Annotated in this window: 9 protein-coding genes; 4 read left to right on the top strand and 5 right to left on the bottom strand. The window is 70.1% G+C overall.

The window, feature by feature from the left end; genetic code table 11:
* Window positions 1-37: 37 nt before the first annotated feature.
* On the top strand, window positions 38-1,255 hold the full coding sequence (locus AB0I51_RS27405; RefSeq protein WP_362979483.1) for a ricin-type beta-trefoil lectin domain protein: 1,218 nt from the start codon (window positions 38-40) through the stop codon (window positions 1,253-1,255).
* A 54-nt stretch (window positions 1,256-1,309) separates the two neighbouring features.
* On the opposite strand, the gene AB0I51_RS27400 is transcribed toward AB0I51_RS27405, so the two are convergent.
* A complete protein-coding gene (locus AB0I51_RS27400; RefSeq protein ID WP_362979481.1) occupies window positions 1,310-2,839 on the bottom strand; it encodes a UDP-N-acetylglucosamine 1-carboxyvinyltransferase in 1,530 nt (509 codons plus the stop codon).
* 64 nt (window positions 2,840-2,903) lie between these two features.
* Window positions 2,904-3,101, bottom strand: a complete 198-nt coding sequence (locus tag AB0I51_RS27395; protein WP_362979479.1) for a DUF4236 domain-containing protein — start codon at window positions 3,099-3,101, stop codon at window positions 2,904-2,906.
* A 658-nt stretch (window positions 3,102-3,759) separates the two neighbouring features.
* Here AB0I51_RS27395 and acnA point away from each other — a divergent pair.
* Window positions 3,760-6,489, top strand: coding sequence for an aconitate hydratase AcnA (gene acnA, locus AB0I51_RS27390; protein WP_362979477.1), 2,730 nt, complete (start codon window positions 3,760-3,762; stop codon window positions 6,487-6,489).
* A gap of 65 nt (window positions 6,490-6,554) precedes the next feature.
* Here the strand turns inward: acnA and AB0I51_RS27385 are convergent, their stop codons facing one another.
* Window positions 6,555-7,556, bottom strand: a complete 1,002-nt coding sequence (locus AB0I51_RS27385) for a LuxR C-terminal-related transcriptional regulator (RefSeq protein WP_362979475.1) — start codon at window positions 7,554-7,556, stop codon at window positions 6,555-6,557.
* A gap of 72 nt (window positions 7,557-7,628) precedes the next feature.
* Entirely contained in the window at window positions 7,629-8,132 is a 504-nt protein-coding gene (locus tag AB0I51_RS27380) for a hypothetical protein (RefSeq protein ID WP_362979473.1), read from the bottom strand.
* Between the two features lie 267 nt (window positions 8,133-8,399).
* Between AB0I51_RS27380 and AB0I51_RS27375 the strand changes: the two genes are divergently transcribed.
* Both AB0I51_RS27375 and AB0I51_RS27370 read left to right on the top strand, forming a co-directional pair.
* Window positions 8,400-9,125, top strand: a complete 726-nt coding sequence (locus AB0I51_RS27375; protein WP_362979471.1) for a response regulator transcription factor — start codon at window positions 8,400-8,402, stop codon at window positions 9,123-9,125.
* The gene (locus AB0I51_RS27370) at window positions 9,122-10,690 is read left to right on the top strand and encodes an ATP-binding protein (protein ID WP_362979469.1); all 1,569 of its coding nucleotides are present in this window, start codon (window positions 9,122-9,124) and stop codon (window positions 10,688-10,690) included. The genes AB0I51_RS27375 and AB0I51_RS27370 overlap by 4 nt, the downstream gene beginning before the upstream one ends.
* On the opposite strand, the gene AB0I51_RS27365 is transcribed toward AB0I51_RS27370, so the two are convergent.
* The gene (locus AB0I51_RS27365; protein ID WP_362979467.1) at window positions 10,687-11,598 is read right to left on the bottom strand and encodes an NEW3 domain-containing protein; all 912 of its coding nucleotides are present in this window, start codon (window positions 11,596-11,598) and stop codon (window positions 10,687-10,689) included. The genes AB0I51_RS27370 and AB0I51_RS27365 overlap by 4 nt on opposite strands.
* Window positions 11,599-11,616: the final 18 nt, after the last annotated feature.

The following is an 11,616-nucleotide window of genomic DNA, read 5'->3' as shown; positions in this document are numbered from 1 at the left end:
CCGGTTGTCCCCCCACCATTTTCCTGGAAGGAACAGCATGTCCGGCAAGAACAGCCCGCAGCACCAGGCAGCGACGGGCGGGACGGAGCCCGCCCCGGCCCCGGACACCACCACGGGCGGCGCCTCCGGGAGCGCGGCGGCACTCCCGCCGACGAGCGGTGGGACGACGGCCGGCGCTTCGGCGGCCGCGGCGCGGGCGGAAGCGGCGCTCACGACACCGACTCAACTCCCGTCCACCGGCGGGGGAGTGACTCCGAAAGCCGCTGCCGGCACCGACGAAGCCGCACTCCCGGCAGCGGACCCCGACACCCACGCCGACCCCACCTCCACGTCCGCAGCCGCCTCCGACCCGGACCCGGACCCGGAGGCCGCCACGGCCACGGCCACCGCAGCCTCGTCGGAATCCGGGGCCGGCTCCGGAACCGGTGAGGAAACGGCCGCCGCGGCCCCCGCTTTCGGCCGCCCCTCCCGGGGACTCCTCGCCGGCGCCGCGATAGCCGGCGCGCTGCTGATCGGTGTGCCGTTCCTGGTGTCCGGAATGCTCGGCAGGTCGAGTTCGGACAAGAAGCCGTCGGAGCAAGTGGCCGACGCCGGAACCGTGTTGAGCAGCGCGACGGCGAACATCGGTGCCGGCGCCTACGGTTCGGCCAGCCCGGACCCGGCCTCGCCGAAGCCGACCGACTCGAACACGGTGGGCGGCGGCAGGAACAACACGGTGAAGAAGGGCGCGGGAGCCGTGGCCGCCGGTGCCGGTTCGGGTGCCGGAGTGATCGCGGGCAGCTCCGCCGAGGCACCCAAGAAGGCTTCCTCCGGCGGGAGTTCGAAGAAGACCACCACCAAGGTGACGGCCACCAGGACGGTGACCACCGCGCCCGGCACCACGATCTACAGCCACGCCTCCAACAAGTGCATCGAGATGGTGGGCCACAAGGGCGCGGACGGCTCCCCCCTGCAGATCTGGAGCTGCAACGGCAACAACTGGCAGAAGTGGGACTTCCGTTCGGACGGCACGGTCCGTTCGATGGGCCTGTGCATGGACGTCGCCTGGGGCTCGTCGGCGAACGGCGCGGTGATCCAGCTCGCGGTCTGCAGCGGCAACCCGGCCCAGCAGTTCCGCCTCAACTCCAGCAACGACCTGGTCAATCCGCAGGCCAACAAGTGCGTCGACGTCAAGGACCAGAAGACCGGCAACGGCACCCGACTCCAACTCTGGGACTGCAACGGCCAGGACAACCAGAAGTGGAGCACCCGCTGAGCGCGGCGGTGCCGCCGCACCCGTGAAGGCACGGCGGCACCCCTTGCCTGCTTCTCAGATGTCCCGGAAGATCTCGATCTGCGCCCCGATCGAGTTGAGCCGCTCCGCCAGGTCCTCGTAACCCCGGTTGATGACATACACGTTCCGCAGCACGGACGTGCCCTCCGCCGCCATCATCGCCAGCAGGACGACCACGGCCGGCCGCAGGGCCGGCGGGCACATCATCTCGGCGGCGCGCCAGCGGGTCGGGCCCTCGACCAACACGCGGTGCGGGTCGAGGAGTTGGAGGCGCCCGCCGAGGCGGTTGAGGTCGGTGAGGTAGATCGCGCGGTTGTCGTAGACCCAGTCGTGGATGAGGGTCTGGCCCTGCGCGACCGCCGCGATCGCCGCGAAGAACGGCACGTTGTCGATGTTGAGGCCGGGGAACGGCATGGGGTGGATCTTGTCGATCGGCGCCTCCAGTTTGGAGGGCCGGACCGTGAGGTCCACCAGGCGCGTACGGCCGTTGTCCGCGAAGTACTCGGGGGTGCGGTCGTGGTCGAGGCCCATCTCCTCCAGGACCGCGAGCTCGATCTCCAGGAACTCGATGGGCACCCGGCGGACCGTCAGCTCCGACTCGGTGACGACGGCGGCGGCCAGCAGGCTCATCGCCTCGACCGGGTCCTCGGAGGGGGAGTAGTCGACGTCGACGTCGATGGTCGGCACGCCGTGCACGGTGAGGGTGGTGGTGCCGATGCCCTCGACCCGTACGCCGAGCGCCTCCAGGAAGAAGCAGAGGTCCTGGACCATGTAGTTCGAGGACGCGTTGCGGATGACCGTGGTGCCGTCGTGGCGGGCGGCGGCGAGCAGCGCGTTCTCGGTGACGGTGTCGCCGCGTTCGGTCAGCACGATCGGCCGGTCGAGGGTGACGGACCGGTCGACCTGGGCGTGGTAGAGGCCCTCGGTCGCCGCGATGTCGAGGCCGAAGCGGCGCAGCGCGATCATGTGCGGCTCGATGGTGCGGGTGCCGAGGTCGCAGCCGCCCGCGTACGGCAGCTTGAAGCTGTCCATGCGGTGCAGCAGCGGGCCGAGGAACATGATGATCGAGCGGGTGCGGCGAGCGGCCTCCGCGTCGATCGACGCCATCTCCAGCTCGGCCGGTGGCACGATCTCCAGGTCGACGCCGTCGTTGATCCAGCGGGTGCGGACGCCGATCGAGCCGAGTACCTCCAGAAGGCGGTACACCTCCTCGATCCGCGCGACCCGGCGCAGCACTGTGCGCCCCTTGTTGAGGAGCGAGGCGCACAGCAGTGCCACGCACGCGTTCTTGCTGGTCTTCACGTCGATGGCGCCGGAGAGCCGACGACCGCCGACCACCCGCAGATGCATCGGGCCGGCATAGCCCAGTGAGACGATTTCGCTGTCCAGCGCTTCACCGATTCGCGCGATCATCTCAAGGCTGATGTTTTGGTTGCCGCGCTCGATGCGGTTGACGGCGCTCTGGCTGGTGCCGAGTGCCTCGGCAAGCTGCGTCTGTGTCCAGCCCCGGTGCTGGCGGGCGTCACGGATGAGCTTGCCGATACGTACGAGGTAGTCGTCTGCCATGAGGCCGAGGTTATCTCAGATATGAGATGGCGCCTCTTGAGGGGGCCGTTCGGGTGACGCCCGGTCAGTCGTGCTTCTTGGTACGAGTCTTACGCCACCCGAAAGGTCCGGGCAAATCCATTGATGTCGTACGACGTCCTGTGGTGCTGCGTGTGTGCCGCGGGCCGTGCTTGCCACCCGTGGTGAACGACATGGACCCCTTGTTGATGTTCAGTCGAAGCCAGGGAAGTATCCGGAAACTCTTGCGGAACGTGAGCGGCATTCCCGCCCCCTTTCGTCCCGCACCGGGTACCCCGAACACCCGGGGATATGGCGGCAGTTCGGCGGGGCGGGTGCCGGGGTGCCGTGGAAGGTGATCGACGGCCGGCCCCGCGAGGCGGTGAAGTCGTTGAGCGCGTCGGCGATGTCCGTGGAAGTGACGGGGTTGGCCTCCTCCGGTGCCTCGCTCGCGGCGACGCTGAACTTGATCGTTGGGCTGCGGGCACTCGAAGCCCAGGGAGGCCGTCCCCGCGAAGAGCGCTCCGGCGGGGAAGTCGGCCGGCACGGTGTCCGCGGTGTCGGTGGTTTCCGCGGCGGTCTGGGCCGGCTGCGCTGTCGCCGCGCCGCCGACCGGCGCGCCGACGGCGGTCGTTCCGGAGTGTTCGAGCAGAGACCGTCTCGAAATCCTGGACAGGGTTCCCCTCGTCCGGCGAACGGGATCGTCCGGTTGTGAGGGGGTGGGGGCGGCCGGGCATGACCAATCCGCGCCCGTGTACTAGAGTTATCTCGACATCGAGATATCTGCCGAGGTGCACCGCAGCCGCACACTCCGCCGATCCAGCAGTAAGGCTTGCCTAACTTAGCCTTACCTTAGCGGATCGGCCGAGACGTTGTGGCGGCAGGATGCGGTGGGAACGCGCACATCAATGAAGGAGACTGTCGTGTCGGCGAACAGCTTCGACGCCCGCAGCACGCTGCAGGTGGGCGACGAGTCGTACGAGATCTTCCGCCTGGACAAGGTGGAGGGCTCGGCCCGGCTCCCCTACAGCCTTAAGGTCCTGCTGGAGAATCTGCTCCGCACCGAGGACGGCGCGAACATCACCGCCGACCACATCCGCGCCCTCGGCACCTGGGACTCGCAGGCCCAGCCGTCGCAGGAGATCCAGTTCACGCCGGCCCGTGTGATCATGCAGGACTTCACCGGCGTGCCCTGCGTGGTGGACCTCGCGACCATGCGTGAGGCCGTGAAGGAGCTGGGCGGCGACCCGGCGAAGATCAACCCCCTGGCGCCGGCCGAGCTGGTCATCGACCACTCCGTCATCGCCGACAAGTTCGGCACCCACGAGGCGTTCGCGCAGAACGTCGAGCTGGAGTACGGCCGCAACCGCGAGCGCTACCAGTTCCTGCGCTGGGGCCAGACCGCGTTCGACGAGTTCAAGGTCGTCCCGCCGGGCACCGGCATCGTCCACCAGGTCAACATCGAGCACCTCGCTCGTACGGTCATGGTGCGCAACGGCCAGGCCTACCCCGACACCCTCGTCGGCACCGACTCGCACACCACGATGGTCAACGGCCTCGGTGTGCTGGGCTGGGGCGTCGGCGGCATCGAGGCCGAGGCCGCGATGCTCGGCCAGCCGGTCTCGATGCTCATCCCGCGCGTCGTCGGCTTCAAGCTGACCGGCGAGCTCACCCCGGGCACCACCGCCACGGACCTCGTGCTGACCATCACCGAGATGCTCCGCAAGCACGGCGTGGTCGGCAAGTTCGTCGAGTTCTACGGCGAGGGCGTCTCCGCCACCTCCCTCGCGAACCGCGCCACCATCGGCAACATGTCGCCGGAGTTCGGCTCCACCGCCGCGATCTTCCCGATCGACGACGAGACCATCAAGTACCTGAAGCTGACGGGCCGCGACGCCCAGCAGCTCGCGCTCGTCGAGGCGTACGCCAAGGAGCAGGGCCTCTGGCTCGACCCGGCCGCCGAGCCCGACTTCTCCGAGAAGCTGGAGCTCGACCTCGCCACGGTCGTCCCCTCGATCGCCGGTCCGAAGCGCCCGCAGGACCGCATCGTCCTCGCGAACGCCTCCGAGCAGTTCAAGAGCGACGTGCGCAACTACGTCGCCGACGACGACGAGGCGGGCAAGGAGTCCTTCCCGGCCTCCGACTCCCCGGCCGCCGCCAACGGCGTCCCGTCGAACCCGGTCACGGTCACCGCCCCCGACGGCTCGACCTACGAGCTGGACCACGGCGCGGTGACGGTCGCGGCCATCACCTCCTGCACCAACACCTCGAACCCGTACGTCATGGTCGCCGCCGCGCTCGTCGCGAAGAAGGCCGTGGAGAAGGGGCTGACGCGGAAGCCCTGGGTCAAGACGACCCTCGCGCCCGGCTCCAAGGTCGTCACCGACTACTTCGACAAGGCGGGGCTCACCCCCTACCTCGACAAGGTCGGCTTCAACCTCGTCGGCTACGGCTGCACCACCTGCATCGGCAACTCCGGCCCGCTGCCGGAGGAGGTCTCCAAGGCCGTCAACGACCATGACCTGGCCGTGACTTCGGTGCTCTCCGGCAACCGCAACTTCGAGGGCCGGATCAACCCGGACGTCAAGATGAACTACCTGGCGTCCCCGCCGCTGGTCGTCGCGTACGCCCTCGCGGGCTCCATGAAGGTGGACATCACCAAGGACGCGCTCGGCGTCGACCAGGACGGCAAGCCGGTCTACCTCGAAGACATCTGGCCGACCGAGGCCGAGGTCAACGACGTCGTGGCGAACGCCATCGGCGAGGACATGTTCAACAAGTCCTACCAGGACGTCTTCGCGGGCGACGCCCAGTGGCAGGCGCTCCCCATCCCCGAGGGCAACACCTTCGAGTGGGACGCGCAGTCGACCTACGTCCGCAAGCCCCCGTACTTCGAGGGCATGACGATGGAGACCACGCCGGTCTCGGACATCGACGGCGCCCGCGTGCTCGCCAAGCTCGGCGACTCGGTCACCACCGACCACATCTCGCCCGCCGGTGCCATCAAGGCCGACACCCCGGCCGGCAAGTACCTCACCGAGCACGGCATCGAGCGGCGTGACTTCAACTCCTACGGCTCCCGCCGGGGCAACCACGAGGTCATGATCCGCGGCACCTTCGCCAACATCCGCCTGCGCAACCAGGTCGCGCCGGGCACCGAGGGCGGCTTCACGCGTGACTTCACGCGGTCCGCCGAAGGTGAAGGAGGGGCCCCCGTCTCCTTCATCTACGACGCCTCGCGCAACTACATCGAGCAGGGCATCCCGCTGGTCATCCTGGCCGGCAAGGAGTACGGCTCCGGCTCGTCCCGCGACTGGGCCGCCAAGGGCACCGCCCTCCTCGGCGTCAAGGCCGTCATCGCCGAGTCCTACGAGCGCATCCACCGCTCGAACCTCATCGGCATGGGCGTCATCCCGCTCCAGTACCCGGCGGGCCAGTCCGCCGAGTCCCTCGGTCTGACCGGCGAGGAGTCCTTCTCCGTCTCCGGCATCACCGAGCTGAACGACGGCACCACCCCCGCCACGGTCAAGGTCACCACCGACACCGGTGTGGAGTTCGACGCGGTCGTCCGCATCGACACCCCCGGCGAGGCCGACTACTACCGCAACGGCGGCATCCTGCAGTACGTGCTGCGCAACCTGATCCGCAACTAGCCGATCCGGTAAGGCAGTTGAGGGCCGCATCCCCGGCGACGGGGGTGCGGCCCTCCGCCGTTGTGCTACAGCCAGCCGCGCTGAGCGGCCCGCAGCCCGAGCTGGAAGCGGCTCGCCGCCCCGAGCCGTTCCTGCAGGTCGCCCACCCGCCGCCGCAGCGTGCGCAGGCTGATCCCGAGATGGCGGGCGACCGCCTCGTCCTTCAGCCCGGCCGCCAGCAGCCGTGTCAACGCCTGCTCGTCCTCCGAGAGTTCGCCGTTCCCCCCGGGCCGCCCGAGCGGAGTCGCCTGCTGCCAGGCCAGCTCGAAGAGCTTCTGCAGGGCCTCGGTCACCGCCGAGTGCCGTACGACGACGGCGCAGTAGCCGCCCGCCGCCGACGAGGTCAACGGGAGCAGTGCCCGGCGTCCGTCGACCACCAGCAGCTTGAGCGGCACGGACGGCAACACCCGGGCCTGCTCGCCGAGTTCGACCATGTTCCAGGCGCGGGACAGAGTGTTCGGATCCTCCAGGGCGGTCGCCGCGCAGATGCCGCGCGAGACGATCCCGCGCTTGAGCAGGTCGGCCTGGAGGTCCACCTGCGGTGCGGGCGGGGCGAGGTAGGGCGGGGTGTCGAAGAGGCACACCTCGTGCTCCGCGCGGGCGTACATCTCCTCCAGGCGGGCCGCGATGGCGCCCTCGCCCTCGGCGACCTCGATCAGCCGGGACGGCTCCTCGCGCAGCAGCCCCGCCTCGTACGCGGTGGCCATCTCCTCGGCGGTGGCGGCGACCAGTTCGGACTCCGTCTCGCGCCGCCGGATCAGCGCGCGGATCGCCACCCGCGGATCCACCGCGCGTAACCCGCCCATGGAGTCGGGCGGCTGGAGCAGTCCCAGCGCGAGCAACCGGTCGCAGGCCTCGCGCAGCTCGGCCGGGGTCGCCCTGGCCAACAGCGCCCAGCCGTCCGCGCCGGCGTCGGGCTGATGGAGAATCGACCGGTACACCCGCTCGTCGAAAGCGGAGACCCCCACCGCAGCCCAGGGGCTCGCGGCAGGGGTCTGTCGTGCAGGATCCTGTGCCGTGTTCACCATGGCTCGCCACGGTAGAGCGTGTTTGTTAAGAAGCTTTACCGTGGCTGCTCGCGCCGGCCGCTCACTTCGGGCTCACTTCAGGCCGAACGCCCGCAGTACGGTCTGGTCGATCGCGTTGCCGTCGCGGTCGGTGGCCCGCACGCGCAGCGACACCGACGCGGCGCCCTTCACGGGTCTGAACCGTGCCTCGCCCTTCGTGACACTCATCTCCTTCCAGGACGCTCCATCGTCGTAGGAGACCCAGGCCTTCAGACTGCTCGCCCGGATGCTCCCCGACTGCTTCGCGACCGGCAGCCCGACCGTCAACGCCCGCTTGCCGTCAGCCCGGTTGATGAGGTAGGTGGCGGCCTCGCGGCCCTCCCCGCGCCGTACGTCGACGGCGTTCTTGCCGTCCGGTCCGACGGTGAGGGTCACGGTGTCGCCGGTGATGAGGGTGACGGTCTGCGGTGGGGTGGTGCTCGGGCCCGTGAGGTGGGTGGAGACCGTGGAACCGGCGGCGGCCGTCGCGGGCGTGAGAGCCCCCGCGAGCAGTCCGGCCGTTCCGGCCACGGCCCACAGGGCGTGGAGTCTTCGCATGGGTGGACGTCCTCCCCTGAACGCGGAAACGCTTCCGCCCGGTGAGCGGAAGCCGGCCATCAGAGTGAGTGCCGGGGCGACGGCGGCTCAAGGGAATCACGTGGCCGGAGAGTGCCAACGCCTCCTTTGGCCAAGGGAGTTGGAGAAAACACCAGGCGGCGGGCCAGGGCCGTCGCCCCTCGCCCGCCGCGTACACCGGTCCGCTCGCACGGCTGCGCCTCAGGTGGAACACAGGATTCCCTCAGCGGACCGGGACAGAATCCGGACATGACTGGCACCACCGGGTCCCGCAGCAGCCGCGTCCGCGTGCTCATCGTCGACGACGAGCCCGCGCTCACCGAACTGCTCTCCGTCGCGGTCACCGAGGCCGGCTGGCGGCCCTACCCCGCGCCGGACGGGCACAGCGCGCTGCGGATCGCCCGTGGCTGCGCCCCGCACGCCGTCGTCCTCGACGGCATGCTGCCCGACCTGGACGGCGTACAGGTGCTGCGCCGGCTGCGCTACGAGAACCCGAGGCTGCCCGTCCTCATGCTCACCGCGCGCGACGCGATCGAGCACCGCCTCGACGGTCTGGAGGCGGGCGCCGACGACTACGTCACCAAGCCCTTCTCCCTGGAGGAGGTCGTGCTGCGGCTGCGCGGACTGCTGCGCCGGGCCGGCAGCGAACGGCTCCCGGCCGACGAGTCGGTACGGGTCCTCGGCGATCTCGTGCTGTCCGGCGAGACCCGCGAACTGCGCCGCGCCGGTGAGCCGATCCAGCTCACCGCCAAGGAGTTCGACCTGCTCACCCTGCTCCTCGACCATCCCCGCCAGGTGCTGAGCAAGGCGCAGATCCTCGACCACGTGTGGAGCACCTCCTTCGACGGAGGCGGCAACCTCGTCGAGGTCTACATCTCCAGCCTCCGCCGGAAGATAGACCGGGGCCGCGCGCCGATGATCCACACCGTGCGGGGGATGGGATACGCCATACGGCCCGTGGAGGACGGCAGATGAACCTCCTGACCAGCAACCGAGGCCGCCTGCACGGCCGTTCACTCCGTACCCGCCTGCTGCTCTTCATCAGCGCCACCCTGGTCGTCGTCTGCACCGCGATGTCCCTCACCACCGTCTTCGTCCAACGCGCCTATCTGCTGGGCGACTTGGACGACCGGGTCGGCGACGCGGCCCAACGCAGCCTGGGCGGGGCCGAACACCACCCGGGCTTCGACGCGGACCTCGGGTTCCTCATGGAGAACGGCCACGCCGTCGGGACGCTCGCCGCACGGTTCGACGCCAACGGCAAGATCATCGCCGCGGCCGTCGTCAGACAGGACGCCCCGCCCCAGAACCTCACCGCCACCCAGCGCACGGCCCTCGCGGGCATCACCGCCGACAGCGCGAAGCACACCCGGTCCGTGCCCGGCCTCGGCACCTACCGGCTCACCGCCCTCGACACGGATGGCGTCCGGGTACTCACCGGCCTCCCGATGGACGACGTACAGCACATGATCAGCGGTCTGGTGGTGGTCGAGGCGGCCGTCGCCCTCGCCGGACTGACCGCGGCGGGCTGCCTGTGCGCGGTGGTCATACGTCGGCAGCTACGGCCACTCGGCCGGGTCGCCGCCACCGCCGTCGAGGTCTCCCGCTCACCGCTCGGCCACGGCCAGGTCACCACGCTCACCCGGGTGCCCGAGCGGGACACCGACCCGGGCAGCGAGGCCGGCCAGGTCGGCGCCGCGCTCAACCGCATGATCGACCACGTCGAGTCCTCGCTCGCCGAACGCCAGCGCAGCGAGGAGCAGATGCGCCGCAGCGAGGAACGCATGCGCCGCTTCCTCGCCGACGCCAGTCACGAACTCCGCACCCCGCTGGCCTCGATCGCGGGCTACGCCGAGCTGATGAACCGCGGCACCGACCGCATCGAACCCGGGCTCGCCTGGCGCCGGGTCACCGCCGAGTCGGCGCGGATGACGGGTCTGGTGGAGGACCTGCTGCTGCTCGCCCGGCTCGACGAGGGTCGGCCGCTGCAGTCCGCCGAGGTGGACCTCGCGGCCGTGCTCGCCGAGGCGGTGTGGGACGCGCGCGCCGCCGGCACCGGCCACGAGTGGCAGCTCCAGCTGTCCCTGGACGCCCCGGCCCTGGTGATCGGCGACGAGGCCCGCCTGCACCAGGTGTTGGCCAACGTGTTGGCCAACGCGCGTATGCACACGCCTGTTGGCACGACGGTCACGGCGAGCGTCGAGGCCACAGCCGCCCGCACCGTCGTCATCCGGGTGCGCGACGACGGCCCCGGCATCCCCCCGGCCCTGCTGCCCACCGTCTTCGAACGCTTCACCCGCGCCGACGCCTCCCGAGCCCGGGCCGGCGGCAAGGAGGGCGGCTCCGGCCTCGGCCTGGCCATCGCGACGGCGATCACCGCGGCCCACGGCGGCCGCATCGACGTGACCAGCGTCCCCGGCCGCACGGAGTTCACCATCGAACTCCCGGCGGCCGAACTCCCGGCTGCCGAACCACAGATACGCGCCCGTACGGCGCCGGTCCAGCCGCTGTACGGGCGCGTGTCCGCGACTGACTGCTAGGGAGCGGTCGTGAACGAGTCGAAGTCGGCCTCGCCCGTGGTGCCCGAGGCGTGCGAGGTCTGGGTCGGGCCGACGTCCTGGGTGGCCGCGGCGGTCGGGACAGCGATGGTGCCGACCAGGTTCCAGGTGACGTCGTCGGTGGAGTAGTAGTCGCTGTACGTGGTGCCGCTACGGACCAGCCTCAGCCACGACGGGTAGACGGCGGTGCCGGTGGAGTCCTGCGAGTCCAGCTCTCCGTCGCCGTCGCTGTCCCAGTCGAGCAGGTAGCCGTTGCCCGCGGTCGCCACGAGGGCCAGATAGCCGGGGGAGGTGTCGGGCTGCGTGATGTCGTTGCGGACCATGATCCCGGCCTTGGCCCAAACGTCGGTGTCCGACCGGGAGTTGATCTTCACGGTCGTCACCGAACCGTCGTGCTCGGCACCCGGCAGACAGACCGTGCCGTACTCGTTGGTGCCGTTGTACAGGTCAGCGCCCTGGGCCCGGACGCCGAGTTGGGTCCCGGACTGGCTGAAGCTCACGGTGGTGGAGGCGAACGTCCTGTACGGGGCGGTCGCTTGGTGGTTGACGGTGACCGTGTCATCGGCGGCCAGCCGTGTCTGCCCCGCCGACTTGAAGCGGTAAGTGGCGCTCCCCTCGAAGTCGCTGGAGTCGAAGAGCTTCGCCGAGGGCGGGACGGAGACGGAGTAGGTGACCTTCAGCGCACGCCCGCCGCGAATCGTCTTGGCCCGAGTCGCCGAACGCGTGGTGATCTTCGTGCCGGCCGGCCCGGTGAGGGCCAGGGCGGCGTCGGTGACGGGCCGCGACCCGTTGTCGGAGAGGACCGCGGTGACGGTACGCGTGGTGCTGTCACTGGACGCGGGCGCCCAGTTGAGCCCGAACGACACGTCCGGCGCCGCGCCCCTCACCACGTGGCGACTGCCGTGCAC

It is taken from the genome of Streptomyces sp. NPDC050549 (genome assembly GCF_040655035.1).
Taxonomy (GTDB): domain Bacteria; phylum Actinomycetota; class Actinomycetes; order Streptomycetales; family Streptomycetaceae; genus Streptomyces.
Note: the sequence above shows the minus strand (reverse complement) of the source record. Positions and strands in the feature narration are given on the sequence as shown.

Bases quoted from the DNA above. Each gene is read 5' to 3' on its own strand.
- AB0I51_RS27405 (WP_362979483.1), top strand. From the start codon at position 38: ATGTCCGGCAAGAACAGCCCGCAGCACCAGGCAGCGACGGGCGGGACG.
- AB0I51_RS27400 (WP_362979481.1), bottom strand. From the start codon at position 2,839: ATGGCAGACGACTACCTCGTACGTATCGGCAAGCTCATCCGTGACGCC.
- AB0I51_RS27395 (WP_362979479.1), bottom strand. From the start codon at position 3,101: ATGCCGCTCACGTTCCGCAAGAGTTTCCGGATACTTCCCTGGCTTCGA.
- AB0I51_RS27385 (WP_362979475.1), bottom strand. From the start codon at position 7,556: ATGGTGAACACGGCACAGGATCCTGCACGACAGACCCCTGCCGCGAGC.
- AB0I51_RS27380 (WP_362979473.1), bottom strand. From the start codon at position 8,132: ATGCGAAGACTCCACGCCCTGTGGGCCGTGGCCGGAACGGCCGGACTG.
- AB0I51_RS27375 (WP_362979471.1), top strand. From the start codon at position 8,400: ATGACTGGCACCACCGGGTCCCGCAGCAGCCGCGTCCGCGTGCTCATC.
- AB0I51_RS27370 (WP_362979469.1), top strand. From the start codon at position 9,122: ATGAACCTCCTGACCAGCAACCGAGGCCGCCTGCACGGCCGTTCACTC.